Annotated in this window: 19 protein-coding genes; 11 read left to right on the forward strand and 8 right to left on the reverse strand. The window is 47.1% G+C overall.

The window, feature by feature from the left end; genetic code table 11:
- Positions 1-2: 2 nt before the first annotated feature.
- The 7 genes from HP568_RS17810 (at position 3) to HP568_RS17840 (ending at position 10,534) form a co-directional block, all read left to right on the forward strand.
- On the forward strand, positions 3-1,427 hold the full coding sequence (locus HP568_RS17810) for an aldehyde dehydrogenase family protein (RefSeq protein ID WP_173629807.1): 1,425 nt from the start codon (positions 3-5) through the stop codon (positions 1,425-1,427).
- 234 nt (positions 1,428-1,661) lie between these two features.
- On the forward strand, positions 1,662-3,116 hold the full coding sequence (locus HP568_RS17815; RefSeq protein WP_173629808.1) for a polysaccharide deacetylase family protein: 1,455 nt from the start codon (positions 1,662-1,664) through the stop codon (positions 3,114-3,116).
- A 33-nt stretch (positions 3,117-3,149) separates the two neighbouring features.
- On the forward strand, positions 3,150-4,463 hold the full coding sequence (locus HP568_RS17820; protein WP_173629809.1) for a nucleotide sugar dehydrogenase: 1,314 nt from the start codon (positions 3,150-3,152) through the stop codon (positions 4,461-4,463).
- Between the two features lie 26 nt (positions 4,464-4,489).
- Positions 4,490-6,373 carry a glycosyltransferase gene (locus HP568_RS17825; RefSeq protein ID WP_173629810.1) on the forward strand — a complete coding sequence of 628 codons (1,884 nt, stop codon included), beginning with the start codon at positions 4,490-4,492 and terminating at the stop codon, positions 6,371-6,373.
- 36 nt (positions 6,374-6,409) lie between these two features.
- Positions 6,410-8,170, forward strand: a complete 1,761-nt coding sequence (locus HP568_RS17830) for a polysaccharide deacetylase family protein (RefSeq protein WP_173629811.1) — start codon at positions 6,410-6,412, stop codon at positions 8,168-8,170.
- Positions 8,171-8,197: 27 nt separating this feature from the next.
- A complete protein-coding gene (locus tag HP568_RS17835) occupies positions 8,198-9,262 on the forward strand; it encodes a glycosyl hydrolase family 18 protein (protein ID WP_173629812.1) in 1,065 nt (354 codons plus the stop codon).
- Positions 9,263-9,700: 438 nt separating this feature from the next.
- A complete protein-coding gene (locus tag HP568_RS17840) occupies positions 9,701-10,534 on the forward strand; it encodes an undecaprenyl-diphosphate phosphatase (RefSeq protein WP_048035999.1) in 834 nt (277 codons plus the stop codon).
- 43 nt (positions 10,535-10,577) lie between these two features.
- Here HP568_RS17840 and HP568_RS17845 read toward each other — a convergent pair whose 3' ends face one another.
- Positions 10,578-11,045, reverse strand: a complete 468-nt coding sequence (locus HP568_RS17845; RefSeq protein WP_015893906.1) for an OsmC family protein — start codon at positions 11,043-11,045, stop codon at positions 10,578-10,580.
- Positions 11,046-11,367: 322 nt separating this feature from the next.
- Between HP568_RS17845 and HP568_RS17850 the strand changes: the two genes are divergently transcribed.
- Positions 11,368-12,327 (forward strand): DUF4855 domain-containing protein, encoded by a 960-nt coding sequence (locus tag HP568_RS17850; protein WP_173629813.1) that lies wholly within the window; start codon positions 11,368-11,370, stop codon positions 12,325-12,327.
- A gap of 35 nt (positions 12,328-12,362) precedes the next feature.
- Here the strand turns inward: HP568_RS17850 and HP568_RS17855 are convergent, their stop codons facing one another.
- The gene (locus HP568_RS17855) at positions 12,363-12,962 is read right to left on the reverse strand and encodes a hypothetical protein (protein WP_056489058.1); all 600 of its coding nucleotides are present in this window, start codon (positions 12,960-12,962) and stop codon (positions 12,363-12,365) included.
- 271 nt (positions 12,963-13,233) lie between these two features.
- Between HP568_RS17855 and HP568_RS17860 the strand changes: the two genes are divergently transcribed.
- From HP568_RS17860 to HP568_RS17870, 3 genes are read left to right on the forward strand one after another with little or no spacing between them, the layout of a single operon-like run.
- Positions 13,234-13,569: a sigma factor-like helix-turn-helix DNA-binding protein gene (locus tag HP568_RS17860; protein ID WP_173629814.1), complete on the forward strand. Its 336-nt coding sequence runs from the start codon at positions 13,234-13,236 to the stop codon at positions 13,567-13,569.
- A 13-nt stretch (positions 13,570-13,582) separates the two neighbouring features.
- Positions 13,583-13,798 (forward strand): helix-turn-helix domain-containing protein, encoded by a 216-nt coding sequence (locus HP568_RS29835; RefSeq protein ID WP_173629815.1) that lies wholly within the window; start codon positions 13,583-13,585, stop codon positions 13,796-13,798.
- Between the two features lie 14 nt (positions 13,799-13,812).
- Positions 13,813-13,968 (forward strand): hypothetical protein, encoded by a 156-nt coding sequence (locus HP568_RS17870; RefSeq protein ID WP_157966762.1) that lies wholly within the window; start codon positions 13,813-13,815, stop codon positions 13,966-13,968.
- Positions 13,969-14,303: 335 nt separating this feature from the next.
- On the opposite strand, the gene HP568_RS17875 is transcribed toward HP568_RS17870, so the two are convergent.
- The 6 genes from HP568_RS17875 to efeB form a co-directional block, all read right to left on the reverse strand.
- Positions 14,304-15,992 carry a hypothetical protein gene (locus tag HP568_RS17875; RefSeq protein WP_173629816.1) on the reverse strand — a complete coding sequence of 563 codons (1,689 nt, stop codon included), beginning with the start codon at positions 15,990-15,992 and terminating at the stop codon, positions 14,304-14,306.
- A gap of 27 nt (positions 15,993-16,019) precedes the next feature.
- Positions 16,020-16,460 carry a divergent PAP2 family protein gene (locus tag HP568_RS17880; protein WP_056489065.1) on the reverse strand — a complete coding sequence of 147 codons (441 nt, stop codon included), beginning with the start codon at positions 16,458-16,460 and terminating at the stop codon, positions 16,020-16,022.
- Positions 16,461-16,483: 23 nt separating this feature from the next.
- The gene (locus HP568_RS17885) at positions 16,484-16,840 is read right to left on the reverse strand and encodes an SMR family transporter (RefSeq protein ID WP_048035329.1); all 357 of its coding nucleotides are present in this window, start codon (positions 16,838-16,840) and stop codon (positions 16,484-16,486) included.
- Between the two features lie 227 nt (positions 16,841-17,067).
- On the reverse strand, positions 17,068-17,997 hold the full coding sequence (locus tag HP568_RS17890; RefSeq protein WP_048035328.1) for a decaprenyl-phosphate phosphoribosyltransferase: 930 nt from the start codon (positions 17,995-17,997) through the stop codon (positions 17,068-17,070).
- 223 nt (positions 17,998-18,220) lie between these two features.
- Complete coding sequence (locus HP568_RS17895; RefSeq protein ID WP_173629817.1) at positions 18,221-20,005, reverse strand: FTR1 family iron permease; 1,785 nt, start codon at positions 20,003-20,005, stop codon at positions 18,221-18,223.
- Between the two features lie 27 nt (positions 20,006-20,032).
- Entirely contained in the window at positions 20,033-21,310 is a 1,278-nt protein-coding gene (gene efeB, locus HP568_RS17900) for an iron uptake transporter deferrochelatase/peroxidase subunit (RefSeq protein WP_048035326.1), read from the reverse strand.
- Positions 21,311-21,313 lie beyond the last annotated feature (3 nt).

The following is a 21,313-nucleotide window of genomic DNA, read 5'->3' on the forward strand; positions in this document are numbered from 1 at the left end:
TCATGAAAAAGCATCTCTACATCAACGGACAATGGAAAGAAGCAAAAGAATACGCGTCACTCTATTCCCCTTACTCCGAGGAGCTGCTGGCAGAAATCGCTCAGGCAGACGATCATGATGTCGACGAGGCAATCAAGGCGGCAAAAGCTGCTGCCAAAGTCATGGCGAAAATGCCAGCCAGTCAGCGCGCCTTGATACTGGAAAAAGCCGCTGCGATTATGGAAGCACGAAAGGAGGAACTGGCGGTCATCCTCGCACAGGAAGCCGCCAAGCCACTTCGCACGGGTCGTGTAGAAATCGCTCGGACAATCCAGACTTACAAGTTCGCAGCAGAAGAAGCGAAGCGTATTCACGGAGAGACGGTGCCGCTCGATGCAGCACCGGGTGGTGAAGGACGTCTTGCTTTCACAGTACGCAAGCCAATCGGCGTAGTCGGCGCGATCACGCCTTTTAACTTTCCATTTAACCTCGTAGCACACAAGGTCGGGCCTGCTATTGCAGCAGGAAATACCGTCGTGCTGAAGCCAGCGAGTCAGACGCCGCTTAGCTCGCTGATCCTGGCCGATATTTTCGCAGAGGCAGGCTTGCCAGCAGGAGCGCTCAATATTTTGCCTGGAAAAGGCGCAGTCGTAGGTGAAAAGCTGGTCAGTGACAGCCGTATTGCCGCGATCACCTTTACGGGAAGCCCTGCGGTTGGAATTGCGATGAAAAACAAAGCGGGACTCAAGCGCGTGACCTTGGAGCTTGGCTCCAACTCCGCAGTAATCATCGACCACAACGTGGAAATCACGCAAGCGTTGATTGATCGTTGTGTGACGGGTGCCTTCTCCTTTAGTGGTCAAGTGTGTATCTCACTGCAACGCGTCTATATTCACCAGAGCAAGTACGAAGAGTTCCTGGAGAAGTTTAAGGCTGGCACTGAAAAGCTCGTGCTGGGTGATCCGCTGAACGAAGAGACAGACATGTCTTCTGTAATCTCCGCCAAGGATCATGAACGCATGGGAGCATGGGTACAGGAAGCAGTAGAAGCAGGGGCACATGTAGTTACTGGCGGGAAGGCTGTCAGCGACAACCTCTTTGCTCCTACGATTCTGACGAATGTGGGCGCACATGTTGCTGTCTCTTGCCAAGAAGTATTCGGTCCAATCGTTGTCGTTACACCGTTTGAGACGATGGACGAAGCAATTGAGGCGGTAAATGACTCCCGATTCGGCTTGCAGGCAGGCATCTATACGAGTGACATTCACGCGGCTATGCGCGCAGCGGAAGAGCTGGAGGTCGGAGGCGTGATGATCAACGACATTCCGACGTTCCGCGTGGACAACATGCCGTATGGCGGTGTAAAAGACAGTGGCTTTGGCCGGGAAGGTATCAAGTATGCGGTCGAGGAGTTAACGGAACTAAAATTAATCGCGATCAAACTGTAACAGCGAATGACGGGCCCGATGAGGCTCGTCTTTTTTTATGTTCCCCATAAATTGTCATATTTGAAACCGCTTCATAAAGTTGTTTGGTATAGGTGGTTATGTTAGTCTAGCGTGTGGAGGTAGACTATGTTCATTTTTGCGGAAGAGTGTTTGATTACACTTTACTTGTTACGCAGATGAAATAGTCGTTTTTTTATGCGTAAAGGGCATTTCTTACATGAAAAGGGGACAATCATGATTAGTCATAAAAAAGGGGCCAGTGGGTTCCAATTATTTCACTGGATCTCCCTGGTAGCGATCGTGGCATTGTTGGCAGGCTGTTCACCGTTTCAGGGGAAAGAAAACGGTGCAGATAACGGCCCAGCGCCAGCCAAACCTGAAAAAATTGGGCGTTACCAAGGGGAAAAGAGCAAGGCGGTGTCTATGGTCTACACGACGCAAAGACAGCTTGCTCTTACTTTTAATGGGATGGCAGATAAGGACACGATGAAAAGACTGCTCGATGAGTTGGACAAGTACCACATCAAGGCAGCTTTTTTCATGCCAGGAATGAGAGTAGCGGAAGAGCCTGACATTGCGCGGGAAATTGTCGCCAGAGGTCACGAGATCGAAAACAATACGTTGAACAAGTCGGATTTGCAGGGCCAACCTTACGAGAAAATGTACGAAGATATCAAATTGACTAATGAGGTCATCAAAAGAGAGACCGATAAAACACCGCAGTATATCAGAACGAAGTCGGGCGATTACTCCGACGATCTTCGATTGGCAGCCGCTCACAATGGACAAGAAGCGGTCGTGTCCTCCAGTCTGTTTCTGCACAATTGGCAAAAAGAGACGGAAGAGCAAAAAAATCATTACTTAAGAAAGTACATGAATCGCGGCGGCATCATCGCGATGGACACAGAAGAGAACAAGTCTGTAATCGAAAACATCCGTCTTCTCTCAGAAGCAGCTACGGATGTCGGATACAGATTCGTCCCATTACACGAGCTGATTGCACAAGGCCGGGAGCGTAAGCCGCTGCAAGAAATTCCGGGTTTTGATGCAGCAAAAATGAATGCGGCGTATCACGAGTCCAAGCCAAATCTCATCTATCGAAAAGAAACAGACAAGAAGATGGTTGCCTTGTCCTTCGATGATTGGGGTACGGATCAAACAGTTACGAAGATTCTCGATATCTTGGACAAAAAAGGAGTAAAGGCTTCGTTTTTCCTTCGTGCAGATGGTGTAGAGCGAAATCCAAACTTGGCGAGAGCGATTGCGGAAGCGGGACATGATGTAGCCAACCACACCTATTCTCATCCGGTGAATACCAAAATAGCGCCGGAATCATTGCAAAAAGAGATTGTCAAAGCCCATCAGATTATTACCGAAGCGATTCAGCAGAAGCCGACGATGTATTTCAGACCGCCAACCGGGGCGTTTGACGAACAGACACTCAAGGCGATTGCAGCGACGGGCTACGAGGATATTACGATTTATGATGTGACGCCGTCCGATTACGACAAGAAACGGAGTGCCGACGATATCGTCAAAACCATTATGGAGCAGACGCGGAGCGGAAGCGTGATTCTGTTGCACATGCTCGATGACATTCACACAATAGAGGCGCTACCAATCGTAATTGACCAGCTTAGAAGCAAGGGATACACGCTTGTACCCATGACAGCGATGTTTGGCCAATAAAGCCAAAATAGAACAGGGAGAGGGAGCTAGCTTATGAGTTTGTACGAAGGGATTGTGGAGAGGAAAGAAAAAATTGCTGTCGTCGGTCTTGGGTACGTAGGCTTGCCGATTGCAATGGCACTATCCCAGCGTGCTGCTGTGATTGGATTCGATGTAAACAAAGAGAAAGTAGCAGCCTATCAAAAGGGACACTTTCATGATGCTGACGTGGATCAGGAGCTGACGAGTGACACCGCTATTGAATTCACTTCAGATGAAAATAGATTGCAGGAAGCGCGATTTTTTATCGTGGCAGTACCTACTCCGGTCAAAAGCGGCAATGTCCCCGACTTGAAATATGTAGAAAGTGCATCCCGCATGGTTGGCAGACAGTTGAGAAAAGGGTCAATCGTTGTCTTTGAATCCACCGTTTATCCAGGGGCAACCGAAGACGTCTGCTTGCCAATCATCGAGGCGGAATCGGGCCTGCGTTGTGGTATAGACTTCAAGGTCGGCTATTCACCTGAACGCATCAACCCGGGAGACAAAGTAAATCGTCTGGAAAACATCGTCAAGATCGTATCGGGGATGGATGAAGAAACACTGGGAATCGTAGCAAGCGTCTACGAGCTCGTGATCAAGGCAGGCGTTTATCGAGCAGAAAGCATTAAGGTAGCGGAAGCGGCGAAAGTCATTGAAAATGCTCAGCGGGATGTCAATATTGCGTTTATGAATGAGCTGGCCATGCTGTTCAACCAGATGGATATTCCGACGAAAGCAGTATTGCAAGCGGCAGGAACCAAGTGGAACTTCCTCCCTTTTTCACCGGGCTTGGTCGGCGGGCATTGCATCGGTATCGACCCTTACTATTTAACATACAAAGCAGAAGACAGCGGCTATCGCTCCCGCATCATTTTGGCGGCCAGACACATTAACGATGGCATGGGGAAATATGTGGCCCAACAAATTATCAAAATGGCTGTTCGTTCAAAGCTCGACCTCAAGGATGTACGGATTGGCATACTCGGACTGTCCTACAAAGAGAATTGCGCGGATATCAGAAATACCAAGGTGACGGATATCATTGAGGAGCTGAGGGAATACGGGATCAACCCACTAGTCGTAGACCCGATGGTAGATCCTCGGGAGGCATACGAGGAATACGGCATCGAGCTGTCAGAAACGAAGGCTCTCCATGACTTGGACATTGTGGTTGTAGCGGTACCGCATACTCCCTTTGCCCAGATGGAAGTCGCTGATTTTGCCGCGATGTACGGCAAGAACGAAGCGAAAATCATGATCGATATAAAAGAGATTTATTCCAAAGCTGACTTTGAAAACAGTGGATTTCATTACTGGAGCTTGTAGGCAGTGGAGGGGAGAGAGCGACAGGGATGAAACAGTTGATAGAGAAAATAAAGCCGAAAAAGAAAGAGAAAATCGAAGAAGTGCTGACGGTTTCCAAAACGGAGAGACGCATGCTATCGAATGTGCCAGACCCGGAGAAAATTCGTGTCCAAGTGGACCGACGCGGTGTGAAAGATACGGATGAGCCAGGACAGCTAGAGGACCCGGAATATTTGAATCGCATTCGGATGCTGAGTCTGCGCTATATGGCGGATTTCCCGGTGACGCTATTGACCAAGAAACAGCGGGTCCAGGATGGAATCAAGGCCAGAGCCGTCGATATTTCTTCGACGGGCCTATTAGTTGAACTAGATTCGGAGATGGAAGATATCCAGGTGGGACAAGTGTTTATGATCCATTGCACGATCCCACCAGGCACAATGCCAGAAGGCTATGAGTCAACGGTGAAGCTGGATGCAACTGTTGTTCGCCGGTTTACGCAGGAAGAGGACGGGCGTCAGAAATTCATGCTCGCCTTTGAGTTTTCCAAACCGCTGACCGAGTATTTTCGCAAAAAGCGCTGGGGATACGCCATTTATATCGCAAGTGCTTCCCTGTTTTTCGCTGCGGCGTTTATCGTGCTCATGCGCGCGGAGAGCGTGATTTATTTCAAATACAACATGTACTTGTATTTGTACAGCTTGATTGCTGCTGCCTTTTTGCTGACACGGTATTTATTCGGTGCTCTTTATCGGGAGGTTCCCGTCAATCCTGACTATGCACCGGGCGTGAGCATCATTATTCCGTGTTTTAACGAAGAGGAGTGGATTCACCGGACGATTTTGAGTTGTGTGAATCAGAACTACCCGATTGATAAGCTGGAGGTCATCGTGGTAGACGACCGCTCGACGGACCGATCGGCAGAAGAGATTCAAAAGGTCATCGATATGATTCATAACGAGGCCGAGCGCTATATGACCCGCGAACGCGTAAAGATGCACATTCTTCCGGAAAACGGGGGGAAACGGGTCGCTTTGGTAAAAGGTGTGGAAATGGCCAAGCACGATTTGGTAGTCTTCGTTGATTCGGACAGCTTTTTGGAACCGACTGCGATTCGCAACCTCGTACAGCCTTTCCAAGACCCGAAAATGGGTGGTGTCGCAGGGCGTACGGATGTGGAAAACAAGTTCACCAACGCGATCACCAAGCTGCAAACGGTTCGTTACTACATTGCTTTTCGTGTCATGAAGGCGGCTGAGTCGTGGTTTGACAGTGTCACTTGCTTGTCTGGGCCGCTGTCTTGCTATCGCAAGGAATTGATTTTGCAGCATTCTGAAGCATGGCTGAATCAGAAGTTTCTCGGGCAGCCCGCCACTTTTGGCGATGACCGAAGCATGACCAACTTTATTTTGCGAACACATCGGACAGGTTATCAGGATTCTGCGATTTGCTCGACGATTGTGCCGTCAGACATGAACGTATTTTTGAAGCAGCAGATGCGCTGGAAGCGTTCGTGGTTGAGGGAATCTTTGCGTGCCAGCGGTTTTATTTGGCGCAAGGAGCCTTTTATGGCGATCTTCTTTTACATTGGTCTAATTGTTCCTATCGCTGCTCCCGTCATCGTACTGTACAACCTCGTATACGTTCCGCTCGTTCATCACATTTTCCCGGGTACGTTTTTAATAGGCTTGCTGTTGATGGCGCTCTTAATGAGCTTGGCCCATCTGTTTTTTCGTCGAAGCAAGCTGTGGGTTTTCGGGATTGTCTTTTGTGTGTTTTATGAGCTGGTGCTGTTATGGCAGATGCCAGTAGCTTGGGTGACATTCTGGAAATCTACTTGGGGTACGCGAGAAACGCCACAGGATGTCGAAGCGAGACTGAAAAAGGAAGCCCGAAAGAAGAACAAGAAGGGCTTTGGCCTGCCATTTTAAGAGGGAAAGACAAAGGGAGTGAGGGTGTCAGGAGTTATGGGGAAAACGACGAGCGATGTCTTGGACTATCGGAAAAAAGATCGCAAAAAATTCATCAAGACGCTGATCCAGGTCGCTATCCTAGTCGTCTTGGGCGTCATGTTATTCAATGCCGTATTTGATTGGAAAAAGTACGAGGAACCGAATAAAGCGAGCTGGACGAATGAAAAAGGCTTTATCGCCATCTCCTATTTTGGCGTAGGTCGTTCAGGTACACCGAAATTAGTAGCCAAGAAGCAATTGGACGAGCAGCTTCAGGCGTTGTATGACCAGGGCTATCAAACGATCTCGCAACAAGATATCTTGGACTTTTACAAGAAGAATAAGCCACTTCCTGACAAGGCACTGTTCTTAGCCTTTGAAGATGGTCGCAACGATTCGAGCTTGTTTGCGCAGCCGTTTTTGGAGAAGTACAACTTCAAAGCAACGGCATTGTCTTACGGCAACAAGATGGGAAACAGCGAGAACAAATTCCTGCAGCCGGAAGACTTGAAAAAAATGATGGAAAATGGCTTCTGGGAGCTCGGTTCCAACGGCTATCGGTTGACGTATATCAATGTGTTTGATGATCAGGGCAATTTCATCGGGGTAAAGGATGAGAGTGAATTAACGAATAAAACAAAGGTGGGCTACTATAACCACTACTTGATGGACTTTATCCGTGACAGCAATATGATCCCGATAGAAGACAGAAACAAGATGGAAGCGAGAATCAACGCAGACTACAAGCTGATGAATGATACGTATATGGATCAATTGGGCTTTGTCCCGGGTGCCTATATGATTATGCACGCGAACACCCTGTATGGCGGAATGAATCGCTTGGTAGCAGATGCGAACGACGCGAATATCAAAAAGTATTTTACGATGCACTTTAACCGGGAAGGAAACGCCTACAACGACAGGGAGGGTGATCTGTACAACCTGACTCGCGTGCAGCCAGAGCCTTACTGGTACACGAATCATTTGTTAATGCGCATCCAAAAAGACACCGACGAAAAGATTCGTTTCGTTCGCGGCGATGAAGAGCAGGCCAAAGAGTGGGATCGTCTCGGTGGCGCTGCGCAATTTATGGAGGATCAGATCGTACTGACCTCTCCAGCTGCTGGCTCTGGCATGTTATATTTAAAAAACAGCGACAGCCAGAAAGATATCAAGCTTTCTGCCAAGCTGGAAGGGAATGTAATCGGCAAACAGTCGATTTATTTGCGCTATGATCAGGAAAAAGGTAGCTTTGTACGGGTCGTCCTGCATGATAATGAGCTGCGCGTCGAACAGAAGAAGGAAAAAGGAGAAGTTCAGGAGCTTTTCAAGACGGAATTGAGCCAAGTGATTTGGAATCCTGAGGATTTGACCTTCGACCGTGCGTCAGTTTATACGAGAGAGCAAGGCGAGTCTGGTGCTCCCGAGCTGGAAAAATACCCGATCAACATTAAAAATACGCGTCCATTCGAAATTATGGTTCAAGGTGACCATCTCAGTGTTTCCGTGGACAAGATACCGCTCTTGGAAAAGCAACAGATCGGCCCAAGCATTAGCAGCGGTGGTGTCGCATTGGAAGCGGCCTATAGTGAAGGGAACAAAAAGGACGACATTTATGACGGGGTGTTTGCGGACGTAAAGATAGAGTCCTTGGCGCAACCGAATGGTGACCAGCAGATGCTGTTCAGTAATGTGCAGACAGGGCTTGCAGGAGTCGTCAGTTCGATCAAGAAAGCTTTTTCTACCACAATGGACTGGGTCATCGACACCTTTTAAATCCGAAACAAGGGGGATCCGTGTAAGGTGTCAAACATCAAGAAACGATCGATCATTTTGACTGCTCTTCTGATAGTAGTGTGTATCACCCTCGTGTGGTACATGATGAAATGGAATGATACTGAAAACTTGGAGATTGTAGATGCTGCCAACAAAACGACGGAATTGTCTGCCTGGGTAGTAGACTGGCAGTGGGAATCCGGCTTGGAGGATTTCCGCAGGATGACGGATGGCTTGTCCAGTGTTCAAGTCTTCGCGGCGTATTTTGATGAAAATGACAAGCTGCATTTTACAGACCGCATGACCAAGGCGATGCCTGAGATCAAGGAAGCCTCGAAGCAGGGCAGCTATGTCGATCTCGATTTGACCATTGTGAATGATCGTCTTAACCGTGATGGTACGCAGATTCAAAAGGACCCGTCGATTGTCAGCAGGCTCATGGCGACAGATGATAGCCGTACCAAGCACATTATGGAGATCAAGAATGCCGTGATCCAGAATGGCTTTCATGGTTTGGAAATCGATTATGAGAGAATTGACGAGAAAGACTGGGACAACTTCCTTACTTTTATCCATACCTTGTACCAGCAAATGGAGCAGGAGGAAAAGTCGCTTCGCATCGTATTGGAGCCGCGCGCGCCGATTGAAGAGTTGGCATTGCCAAAGGGGCCTACTTACGTCATGATGGCGTATAATTTGTACGGTATGAATACAGAGCCAGGTCCCAAAGCCGATCATGCATTTATTGAGGAGCTTGCCCATCGCATGCAAAAAGTGCCGGGTGACAAAATCATGGCCCTTTCTGTAGGTGGATTTGATTGGGCTTCTGATGGAAAAGTGACGGCTGTGACGGAAAAACAGGCAGCAGACTTTGCTATCTCCAGCATCCAGCCGCCAAAGCGGGATAAAGCGAGTGGCAGTTTGTACTTCGACTATATGGGTGAAGACGGACAAAAGCACACAGTTTGGTATGCGGATGAAGAGACACTGTCTCAATGGGTTGCAGTTGCGAAGAAGGCGGGCATCGAGAAAATCGCGCTTTGGCGACTAGGTGACATGGGGGAAGGGACATTGCAATATGTGAACCGGTAGGGGCTTTTGGTGGGGGAAGAAGCGAATTTCAAGTCTACGCTTCGGCCTACGCCCCGCAAGGGGTATGACTGTCCGCTTCGGAATAAATGGTGGGAGCGCTTCAAACGTAGAAGTTTCGAGGATGTCCTTCATAAGTGAAGCTGAAATTCCCCGCCATTTATTCCGAAGCTGGGGCGGGCTCCAGAGGCGCTTGGACTGGAAATTCGCTTCTTCCTGCGCAGCTTTTCGATTCACATCTTGTAGAGTTAAATGAATAAAGAAAAACATGAGGGCTTTCACTGTGGGAAATCCCATCAATAATTTACTAGAATGTTTTTCTATCACAATGTAACTTTGTACCGGAGATGAACGTTATAATGCTAGAAGCAGTAGTCTGCTCTTTTACAGGGTGGCTGCTGCATATTGATTTTGGACATCATTCATAGGAGCGTGGAATTTTTGGGTCTCTGGGAAGCTTTTGTCGCGATTGTGCTGGGCCTAGTAGAAGGTTTGACTGAGTTTGCCCCTGTTTCCTCTACGGGTCACATGATCATTGTTGATGACTTTTTGTTCCAAACGAAGGAGATGTTTTCACCAGAAGTGGCGAACACCTTCAAGATTGTCATTCAGCTCGGCTCGATTTTGGCTGTTGTCGTTTTGATGTGGGATCGGTTCATGAGCTTGCTCGGCCTCAACAGACTGGCTGGTAAGCGTGAGGTTCAGGCAGGACCTCGGCTGAATTTGGCTACGGTCATTGTCGGTTTGATTCCGGCGGGGATTCTGGGTGTTTTGTTTGACGACTACATCGATGAGTATTTGTTCTCGACGAAGACCGTGGTAATCGGTCTGGTGCTGGGCGCTCTGCTCATGTTGGCTGCGGATTGGTTCCGACCAAAGCGTGCCAAGATCGAGTCGGTTGACCAAATTACGTACAAGCAAGCGTTTCTGGTCGGACTTATTCAATGCTTCTCCCTGTGGCCTGGCTTTTCCCGTTCGGGTTCCACGATCTCGGGGGGCGTACTGTTGGGTATGAGCCATCGGGCGGCGGCAGACTTCACGTTTATTATGGCTGTGCCGATCATGGCGGGCGCGAGCTTTTTGTCGCTGTTGAAGCGTTGGGATGCGATTACGATGGACAGCATTCCGTTTTTCGTCGTCGGTTTTATTAGCGCGTTTGTGTTCGCGCTTCTGTCGATCCGTTTCTTCCTGAAGCTGATCAATCGCATTAAGCTGACACCGTTTGCGATTTACCGTTTGGTGCTGGCAGCGGTCATTTACTTTGTGTTTATGTAAAAATCAAAAATACGACAAAGGCTCCCAATAGGGAGCCTTATTTTTAATCATTCGCCTTTATCTCGCTCGGCTTTTCAATAACAATTCCGTTTAACTTAAGGGTAACAGGATTCGCAATCGTATCTCCAACCGGGCACGTCTGTTCCAAAAACTCCACAAAAGACTCTACTTGCTCTCTAGGAGCATCGGTTTTGATATGAAAGGTGTATCGAATCTCGGAATACCCGCGTCGAACATCAGATTTGTTCATGAAGCCATCTGTATCGAGATCGCCTTCGACTTCTACCCAAAAATCGTCGAGTTGAACGTTAAACTTCCTGGCATATACTCTGGCAACGATAGATTGGCATGCGCCTAATGCGGAGAGTACCAGTTCAACCGGGTTCATCCCAGTATCCGTTCCCCCCAAGCTTTTCGGTTCATCGATGGTTATCTCGAAATTTCTGGAACTGGCCTTCACAACCATTCCCTTTTGTAGATGTGCAGTTGCTTTGAAGGTTTCAACAGGCATGATGCACACTCCCTTCTGGATAATCAACACAAGTAAACTTTACCATAGTTTTCCAGAAACCATTATGAAAATTTTTACATTTATTTAAGCTAGCATACAAGCTAGTAGTAGGTTGACATAAATTCATCATTTTACATTTCTATTTGTTCCTATTGATTGGAGAAAAGTGGCTAGGCGGATAGACGCCACTTTCAACAACAAATTTGATTCCAAAAATCTTTCCAAAAGGGTGAGCATACCCTTATTTTTTTTACCTAGATAGTGAAGGCGAAATGATGACCGGTCAAAATTACGCCTAATCTAAAATAGGAGTGTTGTGAATATGTCTAAAGGAATGCGTGGAATTCATCTTTATACAGGCGAAGGTTATGGCACAGTAACAACTAAAATGTTAAATAAATTTGATGGAACCAACATTCATGATTTCGTAGTGCACCTGGGAAACATGGATAGAGTGTTTTTTGACTATCGAAAGGGCAAGTCAGACCGTAATGCTGTAATTGATCAAATGATTGATGATCTTGCTGATTTTTTACCTGAATACAAAGCATCAGATGTAGACCATAAAGACTTGTATATTTCGTTGCCAGCACTTAGTAATGATATTACTACAATTAAAAATATCGATGATTTTTATTCCGACTATCGATCCTTTATGCGAAAAGTAGAAGACACATGTATCGAAATTTTAGGTGAAAAGGAATGGAAGCACCGTATCGAAGGATTTTACTTCCGAACAGAAACGATTTTCCCAATTGATCAGAAAATCAGCAGTTCAAACCCGACCTCGAACAAAATGGTTAAATTGTTGAATGATATTGCTTACAGAGCACGTAATACACATAAAAAAGAGTTTATGTGGGCGCCATACTATGGCTTTGGAACGTACGCAGAGAATATCACTCATAATCTAGGGGTAATTGCAAACAGAACAGACATTTTTGATATCATTTGCATCCAACCACAATACTATTTTCAAGGCGATCCTTACCAAGAGAACGTGGATAAAGTGTTTGATAGTGCCAATCGTCAAAAGGTCTATGATTTAGATGGAGACGTTGTTGGAGGTGGAAGAAAGACTTCGGCCACCGCATTAATTGGGGTAACCATGGAAGGTGATGATAATTATCGCAAAAGCCGATCTGACAGGTTCGATTACTATGTTGATACATTCTCTGGAATTGTCAAAGAAGCGCCAATGGTTTTCTATGCTGGATCGACGCATAACCTTCTAAATAATAACTCACTTTTTGATGCAATCAACAATTTCTACGAAGTGTAATCTCATAGTTGAGAATGCAAAAAACGAAGTGATAATCACTTCGTTTTTTGCAGATCGATCTCTAAATTTTTCTCCTTAACCTTAAAGATCTCACCATTCAGATCGGTTACTTGAGCATAAAAGTAGACATAAGTAGCCAATAAATCGTTCTGGTTATCAAATTTATACTCTTTTATGGGTAACCCCGTAGATGAACTCACGTACGCGATGTGATAAATACCACTTTTTGGCTCAATAATGGTTTTCATCTTTTTAACTTGCTGCCCATTTAAAGTCTCAACACTTAAATATGTCCAGATATCCTTGTCTTGATACCGGTCAATTGTTTCTTTAAACAGTGATTTTTGGTTAGGGTATTGACGTACCTTGGATTTTAAAGTGATTTTTTCTTGTTCTTTTACAAAATTGTCCTCTCGTAGAAAACCATTTTGTGGGTTAAACCATTCTTCAGTAATTGCAGTTGAGAAAATACCCTTATGTTCTGTTTTTATGGATTTTACATGTTCAATCAAAGGCTGGGACTGAACGTTTTGAATTGGTATAGGAGTATTCGCAGAAACTGACGGAGCAATAATTCCTGAAAATCCAATTGAAATGGCCAAGGCCAATGATGTGAGAAGCGAAGTTTTTACCACGGCTATTACCTCCCCCTAAGTTAATTTCCCGCTTTACTTGTTAGACGTTCCGACTGGGAAAAAGTTCCGTTTATCATGGTGTTATAAAGAATTCTGCTTGAAAATGATCCTAAATACTCATAGAACTATGATGCAATAACGTATCAAAATATTGAATTTCATGGCGAAAATTGCCAGTTTTTGTGGTATAATAGAACGTATGATCTCCTTTTTTCTTAAAAATCTGTGAGCAAATACCCATTTATTTTACCTAGTAGGTAGGGGGGATTATATGACAGAACAATCACTTGAGGAGAAGATAAGGCAGCAGTTGAAACGATCAGCTTGGAAGTTGCAATACGAGGCAAAGAAAAAATATCGTATGGAAATTCAGTTTACCAACGAAAAGTGGGACATCGGTCATACAGAAGAAGTTGATTCTCAGATGTTTGTTGAGGAATTGCTTAACGGTCTACCTGAACGAGAACGTTTCATCATTCAACAGGTGGTCATTGAAGGAAAATCTGAAAGAGAAGTCGCAAAGAGGTTAGAACTTTCTCCCTCACGACTACACGCATGTAAAGTACAGGCCCTACAACGTTTGCGAAATAAACTCTTATTAGCTTAAAAGGGGGAGTAGTGTGGTAATAGCTGAGACATTATCCGAAATAGACTTTTGTAAATTAGTTGATGATGCTCAAAAAGGAAATACGCTTGCAATTGAAGCCTTAATCCAGCACTACGAACCCGATATGAAAAAAATGACTTGGTTTATTCGTATGCCACATGAAGATAGTATGCAATCTCTAAAGCTAATGTTGTTGGAGCTGATCCAATCAACGGCCACTCCTACATAAAAGGAGGCTATTGAATGAATGAAACAGTTACAGTCATCATTGCAATACTTATCGCAATTTTGACTTTGTTGGTGATCCATAAGCATGTTGAGTTGAAAGTACAAATTCGCGATTTGATTAATGTAACATTACGTGCCACTAAGAATGACGAAAAAGAAGAATCACCGTAAGGCGGTTATTCCTTCTCTCTATAAATTGTAGAAGGGAAAGGGTCCTTTTCCTTCTACCTCTATCTTATTGTGAATAGGAGGATGCCTCTTGGCTACGATGTTATTCCTTGTATCGAGTGCTGCTTTGGTCCAGATACTCATAAGTCAACAAAAATTGTCTAAAGAGCTAAAAGCAATTAAGAAGTAGGTGGAGGAACTGAATTGGAGGCATTTCCGATTTACCTTCAGTCTGTCAGGTGGGCAACTTTTTGGTGAGCAAAGTGGTCAACATTTTGGCTAGCGATCATAGTAAAAACAAAAATCCCCTTCCAATTGGTTGTGAAGGGGATTACTCATTACTTTAAGAGATAAACCGCACGCGTAGTTATAAATCCTTTGACTTCTTCGCCTTTATCCAGCTTTTGCTCGACGAAAGGAATGCCAGCTTCTTGCAGACGTACTTTCACCGCATTGAAATGGTGGAAGTCTACGACCAGCGTTTTGTTGCTTGCCTTAAGCTCTTCAAGCTGCTTTTTCACAAACGCATTGGCGCCAGATTGTCCAATGATATGAGAAGCATTTACCATCACCATATTGGCGAGTAAGATGACGACCAAAACCTTGCCCGCATGGCGGAAAAAGCCCTTCTGGAGATCCAAAGCTGCCAGCGCAATCAAGAGTGGAATCAACCAAAGCTGCGGAACATAGCGCGCCCACCAGCTTTCCGGATTAATGAGCACAGTCACGAAGAGCGCCAGACTGATCCACAAGAAAGGTGCCGCTTTTTTTCGATGAGTCCCCAAAAGCAAGGCGACGAGAATCAGGCATGTGACAATCATAGCTCCTCCGAAAAGCGGTCCGAATCCGGCTACACGCACGTCAGGAGAGTAGAACACGGCGAGCTCTTTCCCTGTGACCGTAAATGGCACCTTCCATGTAGGGCTATGGGGAGTTGCGATGTTTTCCGATTTGGAAAATAAGGAAATAGCCAGATTTTCTATGCTCGTATTGTCTTTGAAGCCATGCGGGCTGTTCGAGGTCATGATATCAACGGCGCCTTTACCCGCCAACGGATAAAACGGATGTCCCTTTGCTAGCGTGTTGGTGACATACGGATTGTACCCAACAACCCCTACCGTGATAACCAGACTAACCGAAAGCCACACGAGCATGCTCTTGATGTGCTGACGGCGATCGTAGAAAAAGAAGAGCACGAGAATCGCCAAGCCGAGCAATCCGGCATACCCCAATGCCGTGAATTTGATCTGTGCCAGCAGCATGAGTGTTGCGCACAGCGCTAGTAGCGTCCAAACATGGTAGCGCTTATACAGCAGATAGCCGAGAGCGCAGATGATGAGCACGAGTGACCCGAGCTGTCCGTCAATATAGAAGGAAGTTGATTGCGTGATCACCGCTGGATTGAACGCTGCGAGCAGGGCGAAGGCAATCGCCGCTCCTTTTTTCTCTGGGAAAGCGGTCTGGATGGCAGCGAGTGTCAGGAAAAAGGACGATGCAATCAACAACAGGTTAAATATTTTGCTAACCTCGATCTGACCAGTCAGTTTATACATGACGGCATCGAGCATCCAAGGACCTTTGGCGTAATGATTGATCCACAGGTGAAAGGCCGAGAGAACCTCTCTATTATCCATCTCCTCCACTTCTTTTGAACCAGGAGGCTTGAGGATAGGCTGGTCATGAACCGGATTCCAGCCTTCGGTTATCTTCACGATTGCTTCTTGATGATACGTTTGTCCGTCAAAAGAGAGATCAAACGTATTGGTGCTGATAGAGTAGCTGATGCCTGACACAATCGCCAGTCCAGCCAACAGGGAGAAAAACCAGGCCCGACGACGTGAACTTACGAAGACTGACACCATCCCGCCCATCGCCGCCAAAGCCGCAACGAGGCCAATCCAAAAGCTGGCGGCCGTCACGGATACGCCGAATAAAAATAAAACCGATGTGCTAAGCACAATCGTAGCCATAAACAATAGCAAAGCCGTCCCGAGCAGGAACGAGTACGTAGCTGTACGGTTATTCATGAACATAATCTCCTGTCTACGAATCTACTAGCCAATGAGGTTAGGGAGGTTCGCTGCCAGCAGATGCAATACGGTCGCAAGCAGTACCCCGAGCACCAGCCCCCCGGCAATTTCCCATCTGGTATGTCCCATGCTTTCGCGCAAAGGTTTGGTGGGAAACACGTCCGGATGTTCCTTTGCGAGCTTGTTGAGTGCTTCTGCATGTTTTCCTACCGCTCTGCGCAATCCAGTCGCATCGATGATCACAATAAACGTCACAGCCACACCCAGCCCGAATGCAGGATGAGTAAAGCCTTCCTGCAAACCAATCAAAAACACAGTTGTGACCATAACAGTTGTGTGCGTGCTGGGAAACCCGCCGTTCCCGACCATTTCTTTGGCCCGGGACCCAAAACGGAGGTAATTAATCAAAAATTTGGTTATTCCGGACACAAGCCAGCCGATGAACGGCGCTACTGCATATAACATGGTAAAACTCCTCTACATGATGATTACGACTGGGAAATGACGACGACGCCCACAACGATAATCGCCAGACCGACAATACGTGTAAGGGACAATGGTTCGTTGAAGACCAAGAAGGACAGCACAGCTACCAACACGTATCCGAGTGCTGCCATGGGATAAGCATAGGAGAGCTGCACCTTTTCCAGCGCAGCAATCCAGATAAACGCAGAAAGTCCGTAAAGCGCAAGTCCCACCATAATAGGCAGGTTCGTGAAATAGTGCAGGAACTTCAGTAGCAGCATGTCATTGTTGCTGGTGAGCGAGGATGCGCCCATCTTCATCGCGACTTGTCCACACGCACTGAGGACCACGGAAATGATGATTAGAACAATTGATGGCATAGCCTGATCCACAACCTATCTGTGCAAGTAACTTCCTACTTAAAAACACGTTCAAAAAGCTGGCTTTTCAGCACCGAGAAGATGGCGAGAACCGAACGAAGGAGGAGCGCAGTGTAGGTAAACTACATGAGCACCGGACTTCGGAGGTGAACGCCATCTTCGTTGTCGAAATAGCTTTCTAGACTACTTCGTGATCAAAAGACAACTTTTTGAACTTCCTTATAACCTTATTTAAATTCAAATACGTAAATAATCCCGGCCACCATGACAACATACAGGAACACCGTAATGAGAATCGGCTTGTCCTGCAACAAAACTTTTTCCGGACTGCCGCCCTGGCCTGCGACGGTGATCAAATACAGGTAACGGAAAATACCAAAGATCACGAGCGGAATGGTCCACATCAAGTGAATCGTGCGTCCAGATGTAAAAGTGAACAAGGAATAGCTGATGATCGTCATGGTCGTCACAATCGTATTCAACTGATTCAACAGCTCGGAGGAATAACTGTCGAGCACTTTGCGATGCGTTCCTTTATCCTGCTGCAACAAAATCAGCTCGTGGCGACGTTTGCTGATGGCCAAAAACAGCGCGAGCAGCATCGTACAGAGCAAAAACCACGGGGTGAACGGCGTTTGGATCATCAGACTTCCACCGATGGCACGCAAAACAAAACCGGCTGAAATAATCATGACGTCCAGAATGACCACATGCTTCAGCTTCAACGAGTAAGCGACATTGAGCACAAAGTAAACGAGCAGTACGAGCGCGAATAATCGGTCAAAGTAATAAGCACTGAAAAGGGAACCCAGTAGCAAAAACGCACCGAATGCCAATGCGAGCGCTGGAGGCAATGCACCAGAAGCCATGGGCCGGAACTGTTTTTCCGGGTGATTTCGGTCATTTTTGATATCGACAAAATCATTGAGGATGTAGACACAGCCAGATACAAAACAAAACAGCAGGAAGGCCAGTACTGATTTTCCAATGACATCCGGACTTACTTTGTGCAAGGAAAATAGCAAGGCAGCAAAGACAAGCAGGTTTTTCGTCCATTGATGTGGACGAAGCTGCTTCACTAATAGGTAGACCATATTTTGTCGAACGCGTGGCGTTGTTTTGACGTCAACTTTAACAGAATTTGATGTTGCCCCCATATCTAACTCCTATCCTAGTATCGAATCTCGTACCTTCTAATGACGAAAAATGTAAAAAGAAGGTTACACCTGTAATATGGTAACATAACTTGTCCCATAAATATTTAACGATAACAGAAAAAATGTGAACTTGCGATAAAGAATGATTGCCAAAAATAATATCGGGGTTTACAAGAAAACGCAGCCCTCATGAAGGAGCTGCGTTTTTCAGGTTTTCTCTCTTTTAGTTTACCCGCGGAATCGGAGTGGCTGCTTTTTTCCGCGAATACAGGAACAAATTGACGAGAACGATCACGAGTATGATCAATTGCGGGATCGTCGTTTCCCAGCTCGCGTAAATGCCGAGAGTTGGTGCATACAACAAGTAATCGCTGCTGTGTGCAGATAAGCTTCCGGTCACCTGTAAAGCATGGATGCTGACGCCAACGAATTTAAACGCCATGTAGTAGAGCAAGAGACTGGCTACAAAAAAGAACGGACGAACCGGAATGCGTGCACTGAGCTTGATGATGACCAAACCAATCACGGCTAGGACGACAAGTGCGCTCAAAATGCCAATCACTAGGTCTGTCATGGAGATTGTAGCGGCCATCCCCATATAAAAGATAATCGTTTCTGCCCCTTCGCGGGCGACAGCGAGAAAGGCAGTGAATGAGAGTGACAACAGAGCTCCTTTTGCCAAAGAAGAGCCGATAGATTTCTCGACAAACTGATTCCATGCCTGCAAATTGGACTTCTTATGCAACCAGGCACCAATCGTCACCATAAAGAAGACGGCAATCAGTCCAGTTACTCCCTCAATCGTTTCTCGCGAGTTGCCTGTGGAGAGGTTGGAGAAAACGAAACTGAGGATGACGGCAAGAATGGCGGAAACTACGATCCCGGCAATGGACCCAGACCAAATCCATTTGCGCTTGTCGGCATTGCCTGACTTGTTCAGGACAGTGAGCAGGGAGACGATGATCAAGATAGCCTCCAGTCCTTCGCGGAACAAGATGAGTCCCGCATCCCAAGCGGTGTACGAGGACGTTGTCGCAAACGGCGCCAGCTCTGTCTTCATTTCCGCTAGATGAGCCGTGGCCTTTTCCCATTGCGGGGGATTGGACAGGATGAGTGTCGGGATGGCGACCATCTTGGCTTCGATGCTGCTGTAGGTAGCTTGTGATTTCGTCATGACCACGCCTTCTACAGAGGGCCAAGCGGTGATAAAGGTCTCCATTTTGTCCGAAGCAGCGGTTGCATCCTGATTGGCGATATCTGTTTCTACCGAGGCAAGGAGTTCCAGTAGAGACGAGATGGACGGCTGCTCAGTAGAAGCATTCGTAGCTTCCTGTTGGCCTGCTTTTCCTGACAAATAATTGTCCACGGTAGTAATGAGTGCCTGTACTTTCTCTGCGCTCTTTTTAGGGTCGGGTGGTTCTGTATTCAAGGCAATGCGTGCACTGCTGATTTTGATTTCCATATCCCCGTAGATTGCGGCATTTTCCGCTCGTACAAGACCCTCTGCCTTGTACCAGCCGGTGACGAAGCTGTTGTACGATTGCTTGGCTTTCGTCAGATCGCCTTCCGTGATGGCTGTCATGCTGTTTTGCAAGAGAGGCAGCAATGCCGCAATTTGCTTGTGCGCGCGTTCTTTTGGCTGACCGCCTTCTTCTTTGGATGAGACGTAACGATCCGTTGCTTTTGCCAGATTGGAGATGGCTGCTTTTACAGTGTCAGGATTCGCCTTCGCTTGGGCAAGGGCTTGTTCTGCTTCCACGATTGCTTGCGTCAATGCTTGTGCATCTGCGGAGGTTTCTTCCGAATTGCCCTCCCAGATGCTCTTCATACTGCTGATCGCTTTAGCTGCTTCTTCCCAGTTGTTATCTCCACTGCTAATCAGGGCATCGCTAGAGAGGGCGATTATTTGCTTGAGCTGCTCTGGCACCAGCGGCGCGGCTACAGCAGCAGACAGAGCAGATGTCCATAGCAGCATGCAGGTACAAATGATAAACAGATAGCGTTTCAAGGTGTTCACTCCATCCCTGGTAGTTGGTTAAAATAGTGTGTCCCCGATGTATCCGCCCTCACTTGCACCAGGAAGACAGGCGTACAAACCACTGCCAACATGGGTGATATATTCATTGAGCAGGTCGACGGATGCGAGCCTTTGTTGCATCGGAATGAATTGCTTGCGCGGATCACGATTGAAGCAAATGAACAAAAGCCCAGCATCGAGCTGACCAGTTTTGAGATCCATTCCACTCGAATAGGAGTAACCGCGCCGCAAAATTTTCACCTTGCCCTCCATATGGGCCAAGGCGACATGGGAATCCACAGGAATGACGGGTTTGCCCTTGGCATCCTTGCGATCCAGCTCCAGCTCGTCGAACTCATTTGCTTTGCCAAGCGGAGCTCCGGTTAAACGGTGACGGCCAAACGTATTCTCCTGATCGGTGAGGGTGGAGCGATCCCACACCTCGATCCGCATGCGGATTCGACGCATGACCATGTAGCTTCCGCCTGCCATCCACGCGGGACTTTCAGCAGTGTTAGCCCAGACGACTTCATTTGCGGTAGCGGGATCGTTCACCTGCGGATTGTTCGTGCCATCCTTGAAGCCCATCAGATTTCGCGGTGTGGAGCCAGTCGGGTCGGATGCGCTGGTACGCTGGAAGCCTTCCTGTAGCCAGTGGAGGACAGCTTTGCCTCGAGCGATCCGGGCCAAGTTCCGCAGGGCATGGAAGGCGACCTGTGGATCGTTGGCACAGACTTGCACGACAATGTCGCCACCCGACCATTCCTTTCGCATTTCATCACTGTTGAAACGAGGTAAATCGACCAAAGGAGCTGGGCGTTTGGCTGTAAGGCCAAAGCGCTCATCAAAGAAGGAAGCACCAAGCCCAAATGTGATCGTTAATTTCATTGGGCGCAGGCCCATGGCTTCCCCCGTGTCGACAGGAGGAAGAAGGGTGTTATCGCTCTCTTCATCGACGTTTTTGCCGGCAGTCAAGCGTGCTGCTGCCTGCGTCCAGCTTTGAAACAAGGTGCGGACATCCCCTAGCGAGGTCGTCGTCAAATCAAAAGCACCCATGCAGATAAAATCCTGCATAGGTGTAATGATCCCGGACTGATGCTTGCCATAAAAGGGAATGACCTCATCTGCACCGGTCGGAGTGGCACTTGTCTGCTCATTTTTAGGAGAGGAGGATAAAAGGCTATTGACCCCAGTCGCCCCCAACAGCAGTCCAATCCCCCCGACACCAGCCAACTTCAGAGCTTCTCGACGTGTGAATTTGTTCGCTGTGGTGTTTGCGAGATGCTTGTCATTCATCTT

The organism is Brevibacillus sp. MS2.2 (assembly GCF_013284345.1).
Lineage (GTDB): Bacteria > Bacillota > Bacilli > Brevibacillales > Brevibacillaceae > Brevibacillus > Brevibacillus brevis_C.

What these genes read in the sequence shown, in the direction of transcription:
- HP568_RS17845 (WP_015893906.1), bottom strand. Translation starts at nt 11,045, where the DNA reads ATGCCTGTTGAAACCTTCAAAGCAACTGCACATCTACAAAAGGGAATG.
- HP568_RS17875 (WP_173629816.1), bottom strand. Translation starts at nt 15,992, where the DNA reads ATGAATAACCGTACAGCTACGTACTCGTTCCTGCTCGGGACGGCTTTG.
- HP568_RS17825 (WP_173629810.1), top strand. Translation starts at nt 4,490, where the DNA reads ATGAAACAGTTGATAGAGAAAATAAAGCCGAAAAAGAAAGAGAAAATC.
- HP568_RS17880 (WP_056489065.1), bottom strand. Translation starts at nt 16,460, where the DNA reads ATGTTATATGCAGTAGCGCCGTTCATCGGCTGGCTTGTGTCCGGAATA.
- HP568_RS17830 (WP_173629811.1), top strand. Translation starts at nt 6,410, where the DNA reads ATGGGGAAAACGACGAGCGATGTCTTGGACTATCGGAAAAAAGATCGC.
- HP568_RS17860 (WP_173629814.1), top strand. Translation starts at nt 13,234, where the DNA reads ATGACAGAACAATCACTTGAGGAGAAGATAAGGCAGCAGTTGAAACGA.
- HP568_RS17890 (WP_048035328.1), bottom strand. Translation starts at nt 17,997, where the DNA reads ATGGGGGCAACATCAAATTCTGTTAAAGTTGACGTCAAAACAACGCCA.
- HP568_RS17820 (WP_173629809.1), top strand. Translation starts at nt 3,150, where the DNA reads ATGAGTTTGTACGAAGGGATTGTGGAGAGGAAAGAAAAAATTGCTGTC.
- HP568_RS17850 (WP_173629813.1), top strand. Translation starts at nt 11,368, where the DNA reads ATGTCTAAAGGAATGCGTGGAATTCATCTTTATACAGGCGAAGGTTAT.
- HP568_RS17815 (WP_173629808.1), top strand. Translation starts at nt 1,662, where the DNA reads ATGATTAGTCATAAAAAAGGGGCCAGTGGGTTCCAATTATTTCACTGG.
- HP568_RS17885 (WP_048035329.1), bottom strand. Translation starts at nt 16,840, where the DNA reads ATGCCATCAATTGTTCTAATCATCATTTCCGTGGTCCTCAGTGCGTGT.
- HP568_RS17870 (WP_157966762.1), top strand. Translation starts at nt 13,813, where the DNA reads ATGAATGAAACAGTTACAGTCATCATTGCAATACTTATCGCAATTTTG.
- HP568_RS17810 (WP_173629807.1), top strand. Translation starts at nt 3, where the DNA reads ATGAAAAAGCATCTCTACATCAACGGACAATGGAAAGAAGCAAAAGAA.
- efeB (WP_048035326.1), bottom strand. Translation starts at nt 21,310, where the DNA reads ATGAATGACAAGCATCTCGCAAACACCACAGCGAACAAATTCACACGT.